Here is a 21090-nt window from a genome sequence, read left to right as displayed (position 1 = left end):
AATGCCGTCCGGAAGGCGGTTGTCAGGGCGTCTCCTGGCGGGCCTTGCATCTCACTCTCGCGCCATTGCTGCCAAATTTCGAACAATTTTCGCTTCCTTGGATCGGCCTTATCGGGGTATTCCTTGAACAGCCCAACTGGGGGGCGATGTCTGAAGGCCACGGGGGCGGCCGCACGAAACCAGCCGGTCACGACGGGAACGGCAGGTGGCATGTGAGCCGCGCTGTATGTGCGGATCAACGTGAGGGAGAGCATCCTGCCAGATGCCCGCCCTGCGACGGCGCACGACGTGCCGACGTCCATCTGCTTCCTGCCTTGCCGCTGACCCCGTGCGCCCGCCCCGATCTTCACGTCATCGCCATCTGGTTGGACCTGTATCGACAACGATCGCCAGGGGATGTGCGATGACCACGGTCTACCCGACCATCATGCCAGACTTCGGTGCCACGCTGCTGCGTGACCCTGAGGGCGTTGTCCCGAGAGTGAAACTGGATCGCCGGACAGCCGCGCAAGGCGCGTGCCTCGGCGCGGCGAATTAAGGAGACGACATTATGAGTGGTGAACCCAATAACCCCGGAAACAACCTGGACGGTTATGTCGATGGCACGAACGGCGACGACCTGATCGATACCGGCTATACCGGCGACCCGGATGGCGACCGGATCGACAATAATGACGCGATCCTGCCCGGTGACGATCCCAATGACGATCGGGTGCGCGCGGGCGACGGCGACGACACCGTCATGTCCGGCCAGGGCGATGACACTGTCGAAGGCGGCGGCGGCAACGACATCATCGACGGTGAGGATGGCGATGACGACATCCGCGGCGGCGACGGCGACGATTCTCTCTATGGCGATGAGGGCGACGATACGGTGACCGGCGGCGACGGCAGCGACTATGCCGATGGCGGCGATGGCAATGACGAGATCGACACCAGCTCGGGCGGCACGCCCTTGCCCGATCGCGGTTATCCGGGCCTCTTCCCCGGCGACGGTGACCCGCTCGATGACCGCGACACCGTGCTTGGCGGCGCGGGCGACGACACCATCACCACCGGCGATGACAATGACTTCATCGACGCGGGCACCGATAATGACGTGGTCAATTCGGGCTTCGACGACGACACCGTCTTTGCCGGCGACGGCGATGACGAGGTCACCAGCGGCGAGGGCTCGGACCTGGTCTATGGCGGCGCGGGCGACGACACCATCTATGGCGGCCTCGGCCCGGGCTTCCCGGATGAGCTGAACGTCACCGATGACGGCTCGGACGGCAATCCGATCGGCCCCGACGCGGTTGTCGATAACGGTATGGACACGATCCATGGCGGCGACGGCAACGACGTGATCTTCGGCGAGGATGACGACGACGAGATCTACGGCGATGCGGGCGATGACACCATCGACGCAGGCATCGACGACGACTATGTCGAAGGCGGCACCGGCAACGACCAGATCACCGGCGGCCAGGGCGAAGACACGCTTCTGGGTGGCGATGACCGCGACACGTTCCTGGGCGGCAATGCGGGCGACACCGTTGACGGTGGCGGCGGCGGCGACGACTACGATACGCTCGACCTGACCGGGTCCGGCCCGCTGCGCGTGGAGCTTGACCCGACCAACCCCGAGAACGGCACCGTGACCTTCTATGATGGCGGCGGCTTCGACCCCTCCAACATCATCGGCACCATGCAGTTCGAGGAGATCGAGAATGTCGTGCCCTGCTTCACCCCCGGCTCGCGCATCGCGACGCCGCGTGGCGAGGTGCTGGTGGAAAACCTCCAGGTCGGTGACAAGATCATCACCCGCGACAACGGCATCCAGGAAATTCGCTGGGTCGGTTCCAAGACCATGAACCACGCCGAGTTGCGCCGCGCGCCGCATCTGCGCCCGATCCTGATCAAGGCCGGGTCGCTTGGTGACGGACTGCCCGAGCGTGACATGCTGGTCAGCCCGCAGCACCGGATGCTGGTGGCCAATGACCGCACCTCGCTCTACTTCGAGGAAAGCGAGGTTCTGGTCGCGGCCAAGCACCTGGTCAACCACAACGGCGTTCAGTGGATGGACACGCTGCGCACCACCTATATCCACTTCATGTTCGACCGGCACGAGGTTGTGCTGGCCGACGGGGCCTGGACTGAAAGCTTCCAGCCCGGCGACGTGACCCTGGACGGGATGGGCAATGCACAGCGCAACGAGATCTTCGAGATCTTCCCCGAGTTGCGCGAACCCGTTGGCCGCGACGCCTATGTCTCTGCCCGCAAGGTTCTGAAATCCCACGAGGCACGCCTGATCGTGCGCTAGGTCGTTCGGGGTCAGTCTGTATCGGGTTTCGCTGCCTCTCGCGCCTTGCGCTCGAACGCGAAACCCGATGCTCTGCCTCGCGGAGAACCCGAAACGCCGGATTGCAGCAGGGATACGGGGGGGGAACGGGGGCAAGATCCCTTTCCCCGGACCCGAAACGGGGTGGCACCGAGCCGGGTGCCACCCCTTTTTCGTTCCGGCCCCTTTCGCGCAGGAACCTGCCCGAAACCACCTGCGTTGGGCCTTGTAGCAACGGTCCGTCGGCTCCCCGAGCTCGCTCGTGCGTCCCCGGACAGGTCGGCGGCCCCGGCAAGGAGGAGGCCCGATCATGCCCGATGCACTCAAGACCCCCGCCGACATACGCACCCATCCCAATGTCCCCGTCATCGACCAGTCCGACCGGACGGTGCCGGTCAACCTGCGCCAATCCGGATCGACGCCGGTGCAGATGCTGATCTCGACCCGGGTGCGCAAATCCCCGTTCTGGCATCTCTCGGTCGAGGCCGGGGCCTGGCGGGCGACGGTCTATAACCGCATGTATCACCCGCGCGGCTATGTCCGCCCCGAGGATGGCGGGGCGATGGCCGAATATGATGCGCTGGTCAATCGCGTGACGCTGTGGGATGTCGCGGTCGAACGTCAGATCCGCGTCAAGGGGCCGGATGCGGAGGCGTTCGTCGATTACGTCATCACCCGCGATGCGACTGCGATCGAGCCGAAGCATGGCAAATACTGCATCTTGTGCAATGAGGCGGGCGGTATCCTGAACGATCCCGTGCTGTTGCGCCTTTCCGACGATGAATTCTGGTTCTCGCTGTCCGATTCCGACCTGATGCTGTGGCTGCAAGGGGTCAATATCGGCCGCCGCTTCGACGTCGAGATCGCTGAAATCGACGTCGCCCCGCTGCAAATCCAGGGCCCGCTTTCGGAGGAACTGATGGCGGCCCTTGTCGGCGATGCGGTGCGCGACATCCCCTATTACGGGCTGATGGAGGCCGAGATCGCCGGTTGTTCGGTCGTGGTCAGCCAGACCGGGTTTTCCGGCGAGAAAGGCTACGAGGTGTATCTGCGCGACGCCACCCTGAATGCCGAGGCGCTGTGGTATGCGATCCGGGGCGAGGGGGCCGGGCTTGGCCTGCGCGTCACGGCGCCCGCCCATCACCGCCGGATCGCCGCCGGGATCCTGTCCTGGGGGCAGGATCTGGATGCCGAGACATCGCCTTTCCAGGTCAACCTTGCCTACCAGGTGCCGCGCAAGAAGGCGGGCGACTATATCGGCAGGGCTGCGTTGGAGCGCCAGCGCGACATTATCGACGCGGGCGGGTATCCGTTCCACCTGAAACTGGTGGGCATGATGCTCGGCGGCAAGCCGATCACCGATTACGCGCCCGATTTCTGGCTTGTCTGCGATGGGGAGGGCGCGCGCGTCGGCTATCTCACCTCGCCCTGGTGGTCGCCGGAACTGAACAGCAATATCGCGCTTGGCTACGTGCCGTGGGCGCTGTCGGGCATCGGAACCGACTTGCAGGTCGAACTGCCCGAAAGGTATTGCGACCAGTCCGGTAAACCCGTCCGCGCCCGCGTTTGCGAGGTGCCGTTCCGGCCCTCGGCCCATCCAAGCGCCCGCGAGCAGGTGAAGGCGGCAGGGCGCGACGCGGCGGATTAGGGGCTCACCTCCGTGCGCGCCAGGCGGCCCAATCCTCGGGCGTGTCCAGATCGGTCAGCGCGTGGGCCTCGGGCAGGGGGATCAGATGCACCTTGCCCGCGTGCCGCCTGAGAAGATCGCGCGCGCCCTTGTCGCCTTTGATCTTTTGCAGATCGGGCAGCAGGTCGGCCGGAAACAGCACCGGGTTTCCGGGGGTTCCGTCCCGGTCGGCGGCGCGCAGGATCGCCCTGGGTGCCTGCGCCGACAGCGCCAGCATCAGGTGCATGTCATGCGCCGTGACCTCCGGCATATCGGCCAGCACGACCAGAACCGGGCCGGTCAGCCCCGCGACCCCGGCCCTGAGCGATGCCGACATATCGCCCCCCGCCGGGACGGTGACGATCTCGGCCTCCAGCCCGTCCAGCGCCTCGGCCCGGTCCGCATTGCCCTCGGGCAAGACCGCCCGCAACCGCCCCGCCTTGGCGCAGCGCGCCGCCATCACGCGCAGAAGCGGCTGGTCCCCGACCTCCTCCAACAGCTTGTCCGCGCCGCGCATGCGCGATGACGCGCCCGCCGCAAGCAGAAGGATCGTCGCGCTCATCCCCGCATCCGTGCGCCATCGGCATCGAAAAGAGGCTCCGTCACCAGCCGGGCGGGCACGCGTTCACCCAATATCTCGATCTCGACGGCCAGACCCTCGCGGGCGTGTTCCGCCGGAACGAAGCCAAGGGCGACCGACAGGCCGGCATGATGCGAGAACCCGCCCGAGGTGCAGAAGCCGACAACTTCCCCCTCCAGCCAGATCGGCTCATAGGCGTTCACATCCGTATCCGTCGCCTCGACGACAAAGGCGCAGAGCTTGCGGGTCGCGCCCCGTTCCGCCTCGGCCTTCGCCGCCGCGCGCCCGATGAAATCACCCTTGTCCAGTTGCATGAACCGGTCCAGCCCGGTCTCAAGCGGGGTGTAGTCGGGCGAAAACTCCCGCATCCACGAGCCGAAGAACTTGTCCAGACGCAGGCTCATCATCGCGCGCATCCCGAAGGGGCGCAGACCGTGGGCCTGCCCGCCCCCCCAGAGCATGTCCCAGAGCGCGCGGTGTTCCATCGCGTCGACATAGATCTCATAGCCAAGATCGCCGGTATAGCTCACGCGCTGCACGATCGCGGTCGAGAGGCCGATGGTCATCTGCCGCACATCCATGAAGCGCATCGCCGAGACATCGGCGCGCGTCACCGATTGCAACAGGTCACGCGCGCGGGGGCCCGCGATCTGGAACCCGGTGCGCCGGTCCGAGATGTTCTCGACCCGCACGCCATCTGCCGCGTGGGCGTCGAACCATCGCATGTGGAAATCCTGCGCCCCGTAGGAGCCGGTGATCTGGAAATGCTCCTCGCACAGGCAGGAGATCGTGAAATCCCCGATGATCCGGCCTTTCTCGGACAGCATCGGCGTCAGGCTGATCCGCCCCGGTTTCGGGATGCGGCCCGCCATGATCCGGTCCAGCCAATCCCGCGCGCCGGGGCCGGTCACGGCATATTTGCCGAAATTCTGCACCTCGTTGATGCCGACACCGCCACGCACCGCCCGCACTTCGCGCGCGGTGGCCTCGAAGGCGTTCGAGCGGCGGAAGGAGGGCGTTTCATAGCGCGGCTCATCCCCCGCGGCGAAGTAATTGGGCACCTCCAGCCCATATTGCTGCCCCCAGACCGCGCCCATCGTGTCGAACACATCGTACATGGGCGTGCGGCGGAAGGGGCGTGCGGCGGGCAGTTCCTCGTTCGGGTAGACCACGGAAAACCGCGTCTGGTAGTTCTCGACCACCTTGGGCAGGGTGTAGCCCGGCGTGATCCAGCGACCGAAGCGGGCCACATCCATCGCCATCACGTCGCGCTCCGGCTCGCCCTCGACCATCCATTGCGCCAGCGTCAGCCCGACACCGCCGCCCTGGGAAAACCCGGCCATGACGCCGCAGGCCGACCAGTAATTGCGCAGGCCCGGCACCGGACCTACCAGCGGGTTGCCATCGGGGGCAAAGGTGAAGGGCCCGTGAATGACGGTCTTGACGCCCGCGCGTTCCAGCACCGGGTAGCGGCGATAGGCGAACTCGATGCTGTCGGCGATCTTGTCCAGGTTGTCGGGCAACAGCTCATGCCCGAAATTCCACGACGTGCCATCGACGGCCCAGGGCTGCGCGTTCTGCTCGTAGAACCCGATGCAGAGGCCGCGCCCCTCCTGCCGCAAATAGCTCTCGCCGCCGGGGTCCATGACATGCGGGTGCTCGCTGTCGCGCTCATGGATCTCGGGCAGGTCCTCGGTGACGAGGTATTGATGCTCCATCGGGTGCAGCGGCAGGTAACAACCCGCCATCGCCGCCACCTCGCGTGCCCAAAGCCCGCCCGCGTTGACGACATGCTCGGCCCGGATGGTGCCCTTGTCGGTCACCACATCCCACCCGCCATCCGCGCGCGGGTTGGTCTCCCGCACGCGGGTGTGCAGCTCGATCTCGGCCCCGGCCATCCTGGCGGCGCGCGCATAGGCATGGGTCGTGCCGGAGGGGTCGAGATGCCCATCCAGCGGGTCGTAAAGCCCGCCAAGCACGCCGTCGATATTGGTCACCGGCGCGATCGCCTTGATTTCCTGGGGCCCCAGGATCTCGGTCTCCAGCCCCATGAACCGATGCTTGGCCCGCTCCGCCTTGAGCATGTCGAACCGTTCCGGCGTGTCGGCCAGGGTCACGCCGCCGACATGGTGCAGACCGCAGGACATGCCGGTCAGCTCCTCCAACTCGCGATAGAGCCGGATCGTGTAGCCCTGCAACGCGGCCATGTTGGTGTCGCCGTTGAGCGTATGAAACCCGCCCGCCGCGTGCCAGGTGCTGCCGCTCGTCAGTTCCGACCGCTCGACCAGCATCACGTCGGTCCAGCCGAGCTTGGTCAGATGATAGAGCACCGAACAGCCGACAACGCCGCCCCCGATGACACAGACCCGCACATGCGTTTTCATTGAGTTGCCCTCCTTTTGCGGCCAAAGAGGGACCAGCGGCAACAGCCTCGCAAGTCAAAAAACGACATGTGCTTTCATTTTGCCGGAAATACCTCGGGGAGCGCGAGGGGCAGCGCCCCTCGCACGGGTCGCCGCCAAAGGCGGCGAAACCCCTTCAATCACTCACAACCTGCGAATTTTCAATTGCGTCAGGCGGTTCTGGTCCCGCTCCACCACCTCGAAGCGGAAGCCGTGGAAGTTGAACACCTGGCCCACGACGGGGATCATCTGCGCCTCGTGCATGACCAGCCCGGCCACCGTGTTGGCCTCGTCATCGGGCAGGTTCCATTCGGCGGCGCGGTTGAGGTCGCGGATCGTCATCGCGCCATCGATCAGGTAGGCGCCGTCCGGGCCGGGGGCCAGCTCCGCCGTGTCCTCGACATCGAACTCGTCGGTGATCTCGCCGACGATCTCCTCGAGGATATCCTCCAGCGTGATCAGCCCCTGCAGCGCGCCATATTCATCGACCACCAGCGCGAAATGCGTGTGGCGGCGCAGGAACTGGCGCATCTGGTCATCCAGCGTCGTGGTTTCCGGCACGAAATAGGGCTTCATCGCCACTTCGGTCACGGAAAAGGCCGCCAGCCCCGCGCCCGAGGCTTCGGGGCCGCGCACCAGCCGGTCCATGGTGCGCAGCACGTCCTTGGCATGGACCAGTCCGATGATGTTCTCGGGGTCGCCGCGATAGACGGGCAGGCGGGTATGGGGCGATTGCAGAAGCTGGCTCAGGATCGCCTCGCCCTCGTCATCGGCGTTGATCATCTCGATGTTGGAGCGGTGCAGCATGATCTCCTCGACGGTGCGATCACCCAGATCCAGCGCGCCGAGCAGCCGGTCGCGGCTGTCCTTCTCCACCGCGCCTTCGGAATGGCCAAGCGTGATCGCGCCCGCGATCTCCTCGCGCGCGGACAGCACGGCACTGTCGGGGTCGGTCTGCACGCCGAAAAGCCGCAAGATCCCGCGCACCATGACCTGAACCATGGCCACGACGGGGTAGAAGATCAGGATCACCAGGCCGATCGCGCGCGACACGGTGGCGGCGGCACTTTCGGGCCGGGTGATGGCATAGGTCTTGGGCAGTACCTCGGCGAAGACCAGAACCAGCAGCGTCATCACCAGCGTCGCCAGCGCGACACCGCTTTCGCCGAAGGCGCGGGTGAAAAGCGCGGTGGCGAGCGAGGCCGCAAGGATATTGACCAGGTTGTTGCCAAGCAGGATCGAGCCGATCAGCCGCTCGCTATCCTCGGTCAGGCGCAGGGCGCGCGCGGCCCCCGCGGCACCGCGGTCGGACTGGCTGCGCAGCTTGCCGCGCGACGCGGCCGTCAGCGCGGTCTCGGAGCCCGAGAAGAAGGCCGAGAGCACCAGGAGCGACAAGATGGCCGCGGCGGTGATCCAGAATGAGGCGTCAAATACGGGGTCGAGCTCCGGCATGGGTCAGTCTCAGATGTCCATAAAAGGGATGTGTGATCCCCCGTGTTATGGGCAGGGCTTGGGGGCGGTTCAAGCGAAAGCGGTGAAATGGGGCGAAAACAGGGCGGAACGGGCCAGGGGCGGGTTGCGCGGGCGCCGGGACACTGCCGCGCGCGGCCTGCCAGAAATACCGCGCGCGGCGCGCCTGGAATCGACGCCGGGGCAGCAGTGCCGATGGGCAGGTTTCAGCCCGGTTCCGAATCACAATATGGCGAAAATTTGCCAGTTCTTGCACAATTATAGCCAAAATGAGGCTTTGTCGCGGGAAGTTGCGCAACCTATGCGTGTATCGCCCGGTGGCGCCAAATTTTTATCCCATCCCGGTCCCGATGCCGCCGCAGCTTTGCCGCGATTGGGCCACAATGCCGGATCGGATAAGTCGGCTCGGACGGCGTTAACGGACTGCCCCCCTGGGCCGCCGAAAAAGCCGCGTCAGCCTATCCAAAAGGACAGGTCATTTGCGTCGAAGCGCCGACAGGCTTGCGATATTTGGTTAACCGTTTCCGGATACGCAACAGAGTGCCGCAGTCGAAGGGCCTGGCACCAGGTCCAGGTTCCCCTGCGTCATCCGATTTTTTCCCAATAATCAAGGCAGTATCGCCGGAATTCAAGGCACACGTATAGGTTGAGTCCCGTAACCCGCAATTGACGCAAATATGCCATAAATGCTTATTTGAGGCGTGCGAAAGCGTTGATCGCGCCATGACTTTGTGCCGCGACCGGACCCTGGGGCTGCCACCCCGTCCGGCCGTCGCAAAGGTGGGGATGGCAAGATCGCATCGGACGAACTCGGTTTTCTGCTCTGCGCCGGTTCGCACCCAAAAAATGAATGACGTCGATCACTGGCCGCAAGAGTCGCGGTGGCCGGACGGGAAGCGTGTGTGTCCCTGCACCCGGCATTTTGGGTGCCGCCCCGAGGAGGGGGCTTCGGTATGTATGAGCGTTTCGGACTATATTCGGAAGGCAAGGCCCCCCACGCCGTCTTCCCGATCGCGCCGCAAAACATGCGGGGGGTCTATCGCCGCCATGCCAAGCGGGTGCTTGATATCGCCATTGTCTGCCTCGCGGCGATCCCGGCCTGGTTTCTTATCGCCGGGTTCGCGCTGATCCTGATCCTTTTCGAACGCACCATGCCCTTCTACCGCCAGCCGCGTATCGGGTTGAACGGGCGCGTCTTCGGGATGTGGAAACTGCGCACCATGGTGCCCGATGCCGACCGTGTGCTTGACCGCTACCTGGCCGAAAACCCGGAGGCCCGCGCCGAATGGGACCGCGACCAGAAGCTCAAGGATGACCCGCGCGTGACCCGTCTGGGCCGCTTCCTGCGCCGGTCGTCGCTGGATGAGCTGCCGCAATTGTGGAACGTGCTGATGGGCGACATGTCGATCGTCGGCCCGCGCCCGATGATGTGCAACCAGCGCGGGCTCTATCCCGGCGCGGAATATTATGTCATGCGCCCCGGCATCACCGGGTTCTGGCAGACCTCGGCGCGCAACGACAGCAGCTTTCACGAACGTGCCGGCTTCGACCAGGCCTATTTCCGGGAACTGTCCCTGGGCACCGACCTGCGCGTGATCTGGCGCACCTTCAGCGTGGTGCTGCGCGGCACCGGCCACTGATACGCCCACCCGTCTTGCCCTGTCCGGAGGCATAATTCTGCCGTAAGTTGGCGCTATGCCCGGGCCCGGCCCCTCGAAGAGGGGACATGGCCCGATTGCGACGACAGACAGGAAAGGCAGAGAGACACCGCCCGATGCCCAATGCGTTTGCGTCCCTGATGCTGGTCCTGTGGCCGGTGATCTCGGTCTGGCTGTTCGTCAGGCTGTCGCCGGGCCGTGCGCTGATCGCGAGCCTCGTCGCGGCCTACCTGATCCTGCCGCCACCGCCCGCGGGCTTCGATTTTCCGCTGATGCCGCCCCTGACCAAGGAAACCATCCCCTCGCTGGTGGCCCTCCTGGCCTGCCTCGTGCTGCACCGGGGCCGCATCCGGTTCCTGCCCGATCACCCGGTGGCCAAGGCGCTGGTGGTGATCTTCATCGCCAGCCCGCTGGCCACTGTCCTGACCAATATGGACCCGGTCTATTTCGACCGCCACGCCCTGCCGGCGCTGCGCTTTCGCGAGGCCATCGCGCTGATGGTCAACCAGGCGCTGTTGATCACGCCCTTGCTGCTGGCGCGCAATTTCCTGCGCAGCGACAGCGACCTGAAAGACCTTCTCTGGGCGGTCTTTCTTGGCGCGATGATCTATTCGTTGCCGATGCTGCTGGAGGTCCGGCTCAGCCCGCAACTCAACATCTGGGTCTATGGCTATTTCCAGCACAGTTTCGAGCAGATGATCCGCGATGGCGGCTTTCGCCCGATCGTCTTTCTTTACCATGGGTTGTGGGCGGCCTTCCTCGCCATGTCCGGCCTTCTGGCCGCCGTCACCATCGCAAGGTCCGAGCCCACGCGCCGCGCCGTCGCCTGGTGGGTCTGCGCGATCTACCTGATGGGCGTTCTGGTCCTGTGCAAATCCATGGCCTCGATCCTCTACGGCTTCGCCTTCGCGCCCGCGATCGCCTTCCTGACGACGCGGATGCAGATGCACCTGGCGCTGGCGCTGGTGCTGCTGGTGCTGGCCTATCCGGTGCTGAAAGCGGGCGACGCGGTGCCCGAGGACCGCATCCTGGAACTGGCCGAAGGCGTCGATGCGGAACGCGCCAATTCGCTGCGCTTCCGCCTCGACAATGAAAACGTCCTGATGGACCGCGCGATGGAGCGGCCCTTCTTCGGCTGGGGTTCCTGGGGGCGCAACCATATCTATGACGCCTCTGGCACGATCCTGACCACGACCGATGGCCGCTGGATCATCACCATGGGCGTCTATGGATGGGTCGGGTTCCTGGCCGAGTTTGGCCTTCTGACACTGCCCATCCTCTTGCTCTGGCGGCGCACCACGGGGGTTGTCTCCGGTGCTATCCCGCCCTGGCTTGGCGGCCTCGCGCTGATCCATGTCATCAACGTGATCGACCTCTTGCCCAATGCCACCATCACGCCGATGACCTGGCTCATCGCGGGCGCGCTGCTTGGCTATGGAGAGGAGGTGCAGCTGGCGCGAAAACCGGGGCCTGCGCCCTTGCGAACCATATTGGGGGGGCGATGAACCCTGTGCGCGCCAAAGTCCTTGTGATTGCCGAGGCGGCGAACCCCGAATGGGTCTCGGTGCCGCTGATCGGCTGGTCCCTGGCGCGCGCGCTGACCGAGGTGGCCGATGTCCATCTGGTCACGCAGGTGCGCAACCGCGATGCGATCTTGCGATCAGGGCTGGTCGAGGGGCGCGATTTCACCGCCATCGATTCCGAGGCGCTGGCCCGCCCGCTCTGGGCGCTCGGGTCGAAGTTGCGCATGGGCGAGGGGCGGGGCTGGACCACGATGCAGGCCATCAACGCGCTCTCCTATCCGCATTTCGAGCGGCTGGTGTGGCGGCGCTTCGGTGCCGAGATCCGCGCGGGCGCCTATGACATCGTGCATCGGGTGACGCCGCTTTCGCCCACCATCGCCAGCCCGTTGGCCGCCAGATGCGCCCGCGCGGGCGTGCCGTTTGTCCTCGGGCCGCTTAATGGCGGCGTGCCCTGGCCGCGCCAGTTCGAGGCCGCGCGGCGGCAGGAGCGGGAATGGCTGAGCTACCTGCGCGGGGCCTACAAGGCGTTGCCCGGGCGGGGGGCGACGCTGCGCCATGCCTCGGCGATCCTGGCGGGCTCGCGCCATACCGCGTCGGAACTGCCGCGCGATGTGGCGGGCAAGGTGATCTACCTGCCCGAGAACGCCGTCGATCCCGCCCGCTTCTCGCAGACCGGCCCGCCTGCGGCGGGTGGCCCGCTCCGCGCGTGCTTCATCGGGCGGATGGTGCCCTATAAGGGACCGGATATGGTGCTGGAGGCGGCGGAGCCCCTGTTGCGCACGGGCAGGCTGCGGCTTGAGATGATCGGCGACGGCCCGATGCTGCCCGCCCTCAAGGCGCGGTTCGCCGAGGTTCCGGGCGTGACCTTCCACGGCTGGCTGGCGCATGGGGATGTGCAGGGCGTGGCCGGGCAGACGCAGCTCTTGGCCTTTCCCTCGATCCGCGAATTTGGCGGCGGCGTGGTGCTGGAGGCGATGGCGATGGGGCTGGCCTCGCTGATCGTGGATTACGCGGGGCCCGCCGAGTTGCTGGCCGAAGGGACGGGCTGGACCGTACCGCTTGGAACCCGTGACCAGATCGTCGCCGGGTTTCACCGCGAATTGACCCGGCTGGCCGATGACGCGCAGGCGGTCGCCGCCGCCGGTCACACCGCCCGCAAGGTCGTGGCTGCCCAATACACATGGCCGCGCAAGGCGGCGCAGATCGCGCAGGTCTATGACTGGGTTCTGACCCCCGGCCTGCCAAGACCGGACCCGCTCGGCGCGCGCATGACGGAGGAGTCCCATGCCGCTGAATAAATGCGCCGCCCTTGCGCTGGCCGTCCTCGTCACCCTGACCGCGCCGACCCGCGCCGAGGACACGCGCGCCTTCATCTATGGCAATTCGCTGATGAACCACGTCTCGGGCAGCGACGAGACCACCGTGCCGCATTGGCTGCGCCTTCTGGCGGAGGCGGGCGGGCAGTCCTTCGCGGCAAGCGGTGTGTTCGGATCGGGGCCGGAGTTTGCCGGCAACCTGCCGCCCGAACCGAACTGGTCCTTCGCGGAAGTGCCGCAAGCCTGGGACAGTGACCGCCTGGCCTTTCGGCGCGCGGGCTTTGACACGGTCATCCTCAACATCCGCAATTTCATCCAGGACGAGGCCCCCGACGCGCCTTATGCCTGGGACAACCCGGACGGGCAGTCGCCGCTATCGACTACCCTGCGCATCTTTGACTGGACCGCCTTCCAGGCCCCGGGTGCCCGGTTCTACATCTACGAAGGCTGGTCGGACATGAGCCTGATCGCCGATAGCTTTCCGCCCTCGGACCGGCAATTGCGCCGCTATCACGACTATAACGCAGGGGAGTATCACGACTGGTTCCGCCGTTACGTGGCGCTGGTGCAGGCCGAACGGCCCGAGCTTGATATCCGCCTGATCCCCACCGCCCGCGTGCTGTCGCGCCTCTTGACCGAGACGCCCTTGGCCGAGATTCCGGTGACCGGGATCTACGAGGATGATGCGCCGCATGGCACGCCGACGCTCTATTTCCTGGCCGCGCTGGTCACCTACGCAACGCTCTACGACGAGGCGCCGCCGCGCATCGAGTTGCCCGACACGGTGCACCCCCTCGTGGCCACGCATTACGATGCGATCACCGCGCTGGTGCAGGCCGAGGTCTCGGGCAGCGCCTGGCCCGACCATGCCGGGACGCCACCTGCGACGGGTCTGACCGATCCGGCGCTGGCGATGGGGCTGAACGGGATCGCGGATTGGTCGACGCAACTGCCTTTCATCGACCTGATGCGCTCGGCCCGGCCCTGGGTGGGGCATCTGCCCGGCCAATGGGGCGGGGTGACGGCCGAGGATCTGCAGGCGGGCGGACATCTGGACGCGGCGGGCTGGCCCCTCAGCCTGCCCGAGGGGGTGGAACGGCTGGAAAGCTTCATCCTGACCGATCTGCCGGAGGGGGCCAGTGACACCATCGCGCGCTACCGCGTGACCTGGGAGGGGCAGGGCGATTTCGACATCGGCGGGCGGGCGGAAGGCGTGACGGTATCGGAGGGCCAGGCGTGGTTCTCCTTCACCCCCGGCGAAGGGCCGGTCGCGCTGATCATCCGGGCGACGGATGCGCAGGATCCGATCCGCAACATCACCGTCCTGCGCGAGGATCACATCGCGCTTTATGAGTTGGGCGAGGTCTTCAACCCCGACTGGACCCGGCGCATCCGCGATCTCCGCGTGGTGCGCTTCATGGACTGGATGGATACGAACGGCTCGGAACAGGAGGTCTGGGACGACCGCCCGCGCGTCACCGACTACACCTATATAAGGCGCGGCGTGCCGGTGGAATTGCTGGTCCGGCTGGCCAATGAAATCGGCGCCGATCCGTGGTTCACCCTGCCGCATCGGGCCGATAACGCCTATTACCGGGCCTTCGCAGACTATGTCGAGGCGGAGCTGGACCCCGACCTCATCGCCTATGTCGAATGGTCGAACGAGGCGTGGAATTTCATCTTCCCGCAAGCACGTTGGGCCGGGGAACAGGCCGCCGCGCGGTGGGACGGGGCCGAGGGCGATGCCTGGATGCAATATGGCGGGCTCCGCGCCGCGCAGATGGCCGATATCTGGGGCGAGGTCTTCGCGGGCCAGGAACACCGGCTGATCCGTGTCATTTCCACCCAGACCGCCTGGCCGGGGCTGGAGGAGGGGTTGCTGGAGGCCCCGCTTGCGCAAGCCGAAGGCCTGGACCCGCCCGCCGCCAGTTTCGACGCCTACGCGCTTGGCGGCTATTTCGGCTATGAATTGGGCACGGAGGAGTATGTTGATCGCCTGCGCGGCTGGATCGAAGAGGGCACCGCGACCCAAGAGGCGACGGCGGCCCTGCGCGACGGGTCCGTTGCCGAGTTGATCGAGGAGTTCTTTCCCTACCACGCCGAGGTCGCGCAGCGCTACGGGCTGCGGCTGATCATGTATGAGGGCGGCACCCATGTGGTGGGCCATGGCGCGGCGGTGGAGGATGAGACGCTCACGGCGTTCTTCACCCGCTACAATTACAGTCAGGACATGGCCGCGATCCATGCCGACCTGCTGGCGGGCTGGCGCGCGGCGGGGGGCACCCTGTTCAACGCCTTTGTGGATGTGTCAGCGCCGACGCGCTTCGGCAGTTGGGGCGCGTTGCGCCACCTTGAGGATGCCAACCCGCGTTGGGCAACCCTGATGGACTACAACGCTACCGCAGGCGGAGGATGGGAAGACCGCCCCGAGGGGGCCTTCGCACAGGGGCGCTACATCCATGGCAGCGATGCAGGCGATCGGCTTGAAGGCACGGAGGAGAGCGACGTGATGCTGGCGGGTCCGGGCGATGACGTGATGATCCTGACGCCGGGCGACCGCGCGCATGGGGGCGCGGGGCAGGATCGGGCGGTATTGCCGGGGCTGGCCTCGGATTACGCGCTGGTGGCCGAGGGCGATCTGCGCATCCTCAACAGCCGGACGCTGCCCACGCGGCTGGTCTCGGTCGAGGCGGTGGAGTTCACCGGCGAGCCCGGCGTGCTCTACGCGTTGGAGCCCGCCGAGTGATCCGGACCATCGCCCCATACCGCGCCGATCAGCATTTCCGCGCCGCGCCCCGAGTGGAACCCCTCGACGATCCGCGCGCGGCCCTGCCCGGACAGCTTGCGCGCCCGGTCGGGATCATCGGCCAGCGCGGCAATCGCGCCCGCCAGCGCCTCGGGCGATTTGGGCGGGACAAGCACGCCGTCCACCCCGTCGCGGATCAGTTCCGCCACCCCGCCCGCATCCGTGCCGATGGTCGGAATGCCACAGGACATCGCCTCCATCAGCGCCACGCCAAGCGGCTCGTGCCAGCTGGCCAGCGCAAAGACATGCGCGCGCTGGATTTCGCGCTTGACCGCGCCTGCGTCGATCGGGCCGAGCAGGCGGACGTGATCGTGCAAGCCCAATTCGCCGATCTTCGCTTCGAGCACATGGCGATACCCGGTGCCGCCCGCGTCATCCTCGCCCGCGATGGCCAGCGTCACGTCGCGGCCACGGTCGCGCAGGAGCCTGACGGCCTCCATCAGATCCTGATGCCCCTTCACGATATTGAGCCTGCCGCAGGAGAAGAGCCGCAGGGTCTCTCCATCCGCGACCGGTTGGTAGGGTTCGGCGGGGGAGAGCACATCGGTATCGACGCCCATCGGCTGGATCATCAGCCGCTCGGGCAGATCGTTGGGCAGATCGGCCCGCATCTCGGCCATCAGCTTGCGGGTGATGATCGTGGCGAACGCCGCATTGCGCCATTTGAACCCCTGTGCGGTCCCGTAATCCGAGAGCGGCCCGTGCAGGGTCAGCGAATAATCCGGCCCGCCCATGGCCCGCGCCATCGCCGCCAGCAAGGCCGCGCGGCCGCAGGAGTGAACGTGGACATGAGCGATGCCGCGCCTTTTGCAGGCCCGCAGAAGGCGCATCGCGGCGGGGGCGGAGAGGGCGATATCCGTCAGCGTGGCCCCTTCGCGCCGCATCTCGCGCCAGGGCAGGCGGGGCAGGGCGGCAAGCCCCGCCATCACGTCCGGTTTGCCCAGATAGGTGGTGCGCGCCATCGCCCTTTCGGACCAGTCATGCGCGACGAGGCCGGGTGGCGGCGGTCGGGTCGAGAAGAGATGCACCTCGACCCCGCGCGCCTCAAGCTCGGCGATTTCGCGCCAGAAGAAGATATGCGTCTGGCCGGGGAATTGCGGCACCAGGTAGCCAAGCTTGCGTGTCACGTCGGGGCCTTTGCGGGTAGGAACGCTGCCAAACTGCGGAAGTTTGCCCGTGGCGTCAAAGGCAAAAGGGCGCGCGCATGATCTCGGTCATCCTCCCGGCGCATCAGGAGGAACGGCTCCTCGGGACTGCGTTGCAGGCCCTCCTCGCCTCTAGCCCCGTGGGCGCACAGGTCGAGGTGATCGTGGTCGCCAATGGCTGCACGGATGCGACCGCCGATGTGGCGCGCGGGTTTTCGGGGGCGTTCGCGGCGACGGGCTGGCCCTACACCGTGCTGGAGTTGGCTGAGGGCGGCAAGCCGGGGGCGCTCAACGCGGGCGACGCGGCGGCGCGGTTTGCCTCGCGGGTCTATCTGGATGCCGATGTGACGGTCGCGCCTGATATGCTGGCCGCGCTTTGGCGCGTGCTGGACCAAGACGCGCCCGCCTATGCCAGCGGACGGGTGCGGATCACCGCGCGATGCGCCACCAGCCGCCGCTATGCGCGGCTCTGGCAGTGTCTGCCCTTCATGGCGCGGGGCGTGCCGGGATGCGGGCTCTTTGCCGTGAACGCGGCGGGGCGCGCGCGGTGGGGGGATTTCCCGCCCATCATCTCGGATGACACCTACGCGCGGCTGCACTTCGCGCCGGGGGAGCGGCACCTTGTCGATGCGGGTTATGACTGGCCAGTTGCGGAAGGCTTCGGCGCACTCGTGAAAGTGCGCCGCCGTCAGGATGCGGGCGTGGCCGAGATCGCGGCGAAATACCCCGATCTGCGTGCCAATGTCGACACGCCGCGACTTGGCGTGAGCGGCATCGCACGGCTTGCGCTTCGCGACCCGATGGGGTTTGTCACCTACGCATCCGTGGCGCTGGCGGTGAAGGCCCTGCCCGCGCCGAAAACCTGGAGCCGGGGCCGATGATCGCCAGTTTCCGCAACCTCACGCAAGGCTCGGGCCTGATGGCGCGCGCCACCCGCAGCGCGGGGCTGAACCTGATGGGGTTCGGCACGGGGCAGGTGTTGCGGCTGGCCTCGAACCTCATCCTGACCCGGCTGCTCTTCCCCGAGGCCTTCGGGGTCATGGCCATGGTCTCGGTCTTCCTGATGGGGCTGGCGATGTTCTCGGATGTCGGCGTCGGGCCCGCGATCATGCAAAGCAAACGCGGCGACGACCGCGATTTCCTGAACACCGCCTGGACGATCCAGATCATCCGGGGGGGATGCCTCTTCGTTGTGGCCTGCGTGCTGACCTGGCCCATGGCGCTCTATTTCGGGGAACCGGACCTGGTCTATTACCTGCCGGTCGCCGCACTGACGCAGCTGATCCTGGGCTTTCTGCCGACGCGCCATGAGACCGCCAACCGGCACCTGCGCGCGGGCCGTGTGACGGTGCTGGACATACTGACCCAGATCATCGGGCTGGTCGTGGCCATTACGCTGGCCTGGTGGTGGCAGAGCGTCTGGGCGCTGGTGATCTCGGGCGTCGTTTCCTCGGCGGCGCAGGTGATCTTGTTCGACCTCTTCCTGCCGGGTGAGCGCAACCGCCTGCGGTGGGAGGCCGCTGCGCGCCATGAACTGATCCATTTCGGAAAATGGGTGTTCCTGAGCACCATCGCGGGCTTTGCCATCGGGCAGGCCGACAAGGTGGTGATCGGCGGCTATCTCAGCACGCATGATTTCGGTATCTACAATATCGGCTTCTTCTGGGCTTCGTTCCCTCTGATGATGGGCTCGGTCGTGGTGCGCAAGGTGATGATCCCGATCTACCGCGAAAGCCCGCCGGGGGAGAGCCGCGCGAATTTCCTGCGGTTGCGCCGGATGCGGGTGCTGGCCACCGGTGGCATGATCGCGCTGGTCATGGTGCCCGCGTTCTTTGGCGGCTGGCTGATCGAGACACTCTACGACCCGCGTTACATCGCGGCGGGGGGCGTCGTGGTCCTGATCTCCGCGATGCAAATTCCCGCAATCATCGGTGTGACCTACGACCAGGCCGCGCTGGCGGCGGGCGACAGCCGGCGGTTCTTCGTGCTGGCCGCGACACGGGCCGTCTTCGTGGTCTCGGCCATGGTGATCGGGGTCAACCTCTGGGGTCTGCCGGGCGTGCTGATCGGGCAGGGGGCGGCGATGCTGGCGGCACATCCCGTCGTTGGCTGGCTGGCCTCTCGGCAAGCGGCCTGGGATCCGGCGCATGACGCCGCCTATTTCGCCCTCGGTGGCGCGCTGGCCGCATTGGCGCTGTGGTGGAACTGGCCCCTGGTCGCGGCGCTGGCGGCGTTTCAGCCGGGGTGACGGCACGTCGATGCGGCCCATGGCTGCGCGGGGTCGACCCCGCGCGGGGAAAACCCATCGACGGAGGTTTACGGCCCGTGATTTCTGAAAGAAGGGAAAGTGCAGGCTTCTGTTGCCAGGTGCCTGCGAACCCCGCCTTACGCTGCTAGGCACAAGGACTTAAGTTTCGGCGACTCGAACTGCTTACGCAGCCAGAGCCATTGCCGGAGCACGATTGTCGTTTGCAATTGTACTGTTTTCGCCGGTAACGGTGGCAGACAGCCGAGACAAAGCTAACCCCTTTAGACGTTCGTCGATCCTGTTTCGGCCCCATGATCCCCAAACGAAGGATATTGGTGGAGCCGCCGGGTACCGCCCCCGGGTCCGATCCGCTTATTACGAGCGCGTTTATGTCCATAGCCCCCTTGCGGGAACACTCCGAATATAGGGCAGGGCGCGGCGCGGTTCAAGCATGCTGCATCGCGGCTTGGTCAATTTCCACCCTTGGCATAAACTGGTTCCGGGTCCGCATCGAAATACCCGGATATTTTTCAAAAAGGAGAGTTTACATGCAGTTCGAAAGAGCAAAGGCTGCCGTTCTGGCCGCTATCTTCATGGTCATCGGCGCCACTGGCGCGATGGCGCAAGGGGCCTGTCCGACCAATGCCATGTCCCTGCAAGGCACGTCCATCTGTTCCTGCTCCGGCGCGACCAGCGGTGCGGTCTGGGGGTCGGGACCGTATACCGCCGACAGCAATATCTGCCGCGCCGCGCAGCATGCGGGCGCGATCGGTTCGGGCGGCGGCATGGTCCAGGTCACGATGTCGGGCGGGATGAGCAGCTATCCCGGCTCCAGCGCCAATGGCGTCAGCACCAGCAATTGGGGTCAGTACGGCTCCAGCTTCTCGGTCTATGGCGTTCAGTCGGGCGGCGGTCAGGCCTGCGGGCGGATGCCTCAGGGCCAGGATGTCTATGTCTGCTCCTGTGCGCCGGGTGCGGCAAACGGGACCGTCTGGGGCACCGGCACCTATACCGATGACAGCAATATCTGCGCCGCGGCCCAACATTCCGGCGTTATCGGCGCGGGGGGCGGGAATGTGCGCGTCCTGGCGGCCCCCGGTCTGCAATCCTATCGCGGGTCGAACTGGAACGGTATCACGACCAGCGATTACGGCTCGTGGGGCCGGTCGATCATCTTCGATCGCAACTGAGGCGTCACGCCTTCGCCCGTTCGGCCATGACCGAGCGGGCGAGGGTGACCGTGTAGCGCTCCAGCGCTTCCAATTGGCGGCAGGCCCCCGGCCCGTCGCCTTTTTCGATCGCATCCGCGATGGCGCCGTGCAGGGTCACGATCTCTTCGCGGCTCCGCGCGGTGAAGGTGATCATGTTCATCAGGGGCTGCATCGCCTCGACCGCACCGGCCAGTTGATAGGACAGCACCGGATTGCCCGCGCCATCGACCAGCGCGCGGTGAAAGGCCACGTCCGAGGCACAGAAGGCCTCATCGGTCAGGCCCGGCTGTGATTGCCGGTGGATCTCGGCGCGCATCGTGGCGAGGGTGTCGGCGCTGCGGCGCGCGGCGGCAAGCGGCGCACAGGCGCGTTCCAGCGCGAACCGCGCCTCGCAGGCGACATCGAAGCTGACCGCGTTCATCGACAGCAGGAGCGTCGAGGTTGTGATCTGCTGGCCATACGCCTCCTCATAGGAGAGACGGTTCACGAAGGCCCCGCCGAACGCGCCGCGTTGGGTGCGGATCAGCGATTGTGCCGCCAGCCGTTTCAGCGCCTCGCGCACGGTGGAACGCGACACCGCGAATTGCTCGGCCAGTTCCGCCTCGGACGGCAGGCGTTCATCGACAATCAGGTCGCCGGAGATGATGGCATCGCGGATCGCGCGGGCGATCTGCGCCGAAAGGTCGGGGAAGGTCGGGTCGATTTTCATTTGTCAGACATTTAAAAGTCTGACATTTAAAAC

The 21090-nt window shown here is 66.1% G+C and carries 15 protein-coding genes and 1 other RNA gene; 10 read left to right on the top strand and 6 right to left on the bottom strand.

What is annotated here, in order from left to right; genetic code table 11:
- Positions 1 to 403: 403 nt before the first annotated feature.
- The 3 genes from HNS34_RS20935 (at position 404) to HNS34_RS15410 (ending at position 3971) form a co-directional block, all read left to right on the top strand.
- Complete coding sequence (locus HNS34_RS20935; protein ID WP_268879097.1) at positions 404 to 538, top strand: hypothetical protein; 135 nt, start codon at positions 404 to 406, stop codon at positions 536 to 538.
- A 12-nt stretch (positions 539 to 550) separates the two neighbouring features.
- Positions 551 to 2305 (top strand): Hint domain-containing protein, encoded by a 1755-nt coding sequence (locus tag HNS34_RS15415; protein WP_172320991.1) that lies wholly within the window; start codon positions 551 to 553, stop codon positions 2303 to 2305.
- 328 nt (positions 2306 to 2633) lie between these two features.
- Entirely contained in the window at positions 2634 to 3971 is a 1338-nt protein-coding gene (locus HNS34_RS15410) for a glycine cleavage T C-terminal barrel domain-containing protein (RefSeq protein WP_235952759.1), read from the top strand.
- A gap of 4 nt (positions 3972 to 3975) precedes the next feature.
- Here HNS34_RS15410 and HNS34_RS15405 read toward each other — a convergent pair whose 3' ends face one another.
- The 3 genes from HNS34_RS15405 to HNS34_RS15395 all read right to left on the bottom strand — a co-directional run bounded on the left by HNS34_RS15405 (position 3976) and on the right by HNS34_RS15395 (position 8423).
- A complete protein-coding gene (locus HNS34_RS15405) occupies positions 3976 to 4551 on the bottom strand; it encodes a nucleotidyltransferase family protein (protein WP_172320990.1) in 576 nt (191 codons plus the stop codon).
- Complete coding sequence (locus tag HNS34_RS15400) at positions 4548 to 6953, bottom strand: GcvT family protein (RefSeq protein ID WP_172320989.1); 2406 nt, start codon at positions 6951 to 6953, stop codon at positions 4548 to 4550. Before HNS34_RS15400 ends, HNS34_RS15405 begins: the two co-directional genes overlap by 4 nt.
- Positions 6954 to 7115: 162 nt before the next feature.
- Positions 7116 to 8423, bottom strand: a complete 1308-nt coding sequence (locus HNS34_RS15395) for an HlyC/CorC family transporter (RefSeq protein ID WP_172320988.1) — start codon at positions 8421 to 8423, stop codon at positions 7116 to 7118.
- A 1043-nt stretch (positions 8424 to 9466) separates the two neighbouring features.
- Here HNS34_RS15395 and HNS34_RS15390 point away from each other — a divergent pair.
- The 4 genes from HNS34_RS15390 to HNS34_RS15375 all read left to right on the top strand — a co-directional run bounded on the left by HNS34_RS15390 (position 9467) and on the right by HNS34_RS15375 (position 15684).
- The gene (locus HNS34_RS15390; RefSeq protein ID WP_407925871.1) at positions 9467 to 10081 is read left to right on the top strand and encodes a sugar transferase; all 615 of its coding nucleotides are present in this window, start codon (positions 9467 to 9469) and stop codon (positions 10079 to 10081) included.
- Between the two features lie 134 nt (positions 10082 to 10215).
- Positions 10216 to 11604: a hypothetical protein gene (locus HNS34_RS15385; protein ID WP_172320986.1), complete on the top strand. Its 1389-nt coding sequence runs from the start codon at positions 10216 to 10218 to the stop codon at positions 11602 to 11604.
- Complete coding sequence (locus HNS34_RS15380; protein ID WP_172320985.1) at positions 11601 to 12920, top strand: glycosyltransferase family 4 protein; 1320 nt, start codon at positions 11601 to 11603, stop codon at positions 12918 to 12920. Before HNS34_RS15385 ends, HNS34_RS15380 begins: the two co-directional genes overlap by 4 nt.
- The gene (locus HNS34_RS15375) at positions 12907 to 15684 is read left to right on the top strand and encodes a calcium-binding protein (protein WP_172320984.1); all 2778 of its coding nucleotides are present in this window, start codon (positions 12907 to 12909) and stop codon (positions 15682 to 15684) included. The genes HNS34_RS15380 and HNS34_RS15375 overlap by 14 nt, the downstream gene beginning before the upstream one ends.
- Here the strand turns inward: HNS34_RS15375 and epsE are convergent.
- Positions 15660 to 16871: an exopolysaccharide biosynthesis GT4 family glycosyltransferase EpsE gene (epsE, locus tag HNS34_RS15370; protein ID WP_172320983.1), complete on the bottom strand. Its 1212-nt coding sequence runs from the start codon at positions 16869 to 16871 to the stop codon at positions 15660 to 15662. The two genes, HNS34_RS15375 and epsE, sit on opposite strands and share 25 nt — an antisense overlap.
- Positions 16872 to 16948: 77 nt before the next feature.
- Between epsE and HNS34_RS15365 the strand changes: the two genes are divergently transcribed.
- Positions 16949 to 17770 carry a glycosyltransferase family 2 protein gene (locus tag HNS34_RS15365; protein WP_172320982.1) on the top strand — a complete coding sequence of 274 codons (822 nt, stop codon included), beginning with the start codon at positions 16949 to 16951 and terminating at the stop codon, positions 17768 to 17770.
- Complete coding sequence (locus HNS34_RS15360) at positions 17767 to 19137, top strand: oligosaccharide flippase family protein (RefSeq protein WP_172320981.1); 1371 nt, start codon at positions 17767 to 17769, stop codon at positions 19135 to 19137. Before HNS34_RS15365 ends, HNS34_RS15360 begins: the two co-directional genes overlap by 4 nt.
- A 98-nt stretch (positions 19138 to 19235) precedes the next feature.
- On the opposite strand, the gene ssrA is transcribed toward HNS34_RS15360, so the two are convergent.
- Positions 19236 to 19590: a transfer-messenger RNA gene (gene ssrA / locus HNS34_RS15355) on the bottom strand.
- 95 nt (positions 19591 to 19685) lie between these two features.
- On the opposite strand from ssrA, the gene HNS34_RS15350 reads away from it, so the two are divergent.
- Positions 19686 to 20327: an LCCL domain-containing protein gene (locus HNS34_RS15350; protein WP_172320980.1), complete on the top strand. Its 642-nt coding sequence runs from the start codon at positions 19686 to 19688 to the stop codon at positions 20325 to 20327.
- A gap of 4 nt (positions 20328 to 20331) precedes the next feature.
- Here the strand turns inward: HNS34_RS15350 and HNS34_RS15345 are convergent, their stop codons facing one another.
- Positions 20332 to 21057, bottom strand: a complete 726-nt coding sequence (locus HNS34_RS15345) for a FadR/GntR family transcriptional regulator (protein WP_172320979.1) — start codon at positions 21055 to 21057, stop codon at positions 20332 to 20334.
- Positions 21058 to 21090 lie beyond the last annotated feature (33 nt).

It is taken from the genome of Alterinioella nitratireducens (assembly GCF_013155465.1).
GTDB classification, from domain to species: domain Bacteria; phylum Pseudomonadota; class Alphaproteobacteria; order Rhodobacterales; family Rhodobacteraceae; genus Alterinioella; species Alterinioella nitratireducens.
This window is presented reverse-complemented; position numbering and strand designations above follow the sequence as displayed.

What these genes read in the sequence shown, in the direction of transcription:
- HNS34_RS15345 (WP_172320979.1), bottom strand. Translation starts at nt 21,057, where the DNA reads ATGAAAATCGACCCGACCTTCCCCGACCTTTCGGCGCAGATCGCCCGC.
- HNS34_RS20935 (WP_268879097.1), top strand. Translation starts at nt 404, where the DNA reads ATGACCACGGTCTACCCGACCATCATGCCAGACTTCGGTGCCACGCTG.
- HNS34_RS15390 (WP_407925871.1), top strand. Translation starts at nt 9,467, where the DNA reads ATGCGGGGGGTCTATCGCCGCCATGCCAAGCGGGTGCTTGATATCGCC.
- HNS34_RS15385 (WP_172320986.1), top strand. Translation starts at nt 10,216, where the DNA reads ATGCCCAATGCGTTTGCGTCCCTGATGCTGGTCCTGTGGCCGGTGATC.
- HNS34_RS15350 (WP_172320980.1), top strand. Translation starts at nt 19,686, where the DNA reads ATGCAGTTCGAAAGAGCAAAGGCTGCCGTTCTGGCCGCTATCTTCATG.
- HNS34_RS15405 (WP_172320990.1), bottom strand. Translation starts at nt 4,551, where the DNA reads ATGAGCGCGACGATCCTTCTGCTTGCGGCGGGCGCGTCATCGCGCATG.
- HNS34_RS15395 (WP_172320988.1), bottom strand. Translation starts at nt 8,423, where the DNA reads ATGCCGGAGCTCGACCCCGTATTTGACGCCTCATTCTGGATCACCGCC.
- HNS34_RS15415 (WP_172320991.1), top strand. Translation starts at nt 551, where the DNA reads ATGAGTGGTGAACCCAATAACCCCGGAAACAACCTGGACGGTTATGTC.
- HNS34_RS15380 (WP_172320985.1), top strand. Translation starts at nt 11,601, where the DNA reads ATGAACCCTGTGCGCGCCAAAGTCCTTGTGATTGCCGAGGCGGCGAAC.
- HNS34_RS15375 (WP_172320984.1), top strand. Translation starts at nt 12,907, where the DNA reads ATGCCGCTGAATAAATGCGCCGCCCTTGCGCTGGCCGTCCTCGTCACC.
- HNS34_RS15365 (WP_172320982.1), top strand. Translation starts at nt 16,949, where the DNA reads ATGATCTCGGTCATCCTCCCGGCGCATCAGGAGGAACGGCTCCTCGGG.
- HNS34_RS15400 (WP_172320989.1), bottom strand. Translation starts at nt 6,953, where the DNA reads ATGAAAACGCATGTGCGGGTCTGTGTCATCGGGGGCGGCGTTGTCGGC.
- HNS34_RS15410 (WP_235952759.1), top strand. Translation starts at nt 2,634, where the DNA reads ATGCCCGATGCACTCAAGACCCCCGCCGACATACGCACCCATCCCAAT.
- HNS34_RS15360 (WP_172320981.1), top strand. Translation starts at nt 17,767, where the DNA reads ATGATCGCCAGTTTCCGCAACCTCACGCAAGGCTCGGGCCTGATGGCG.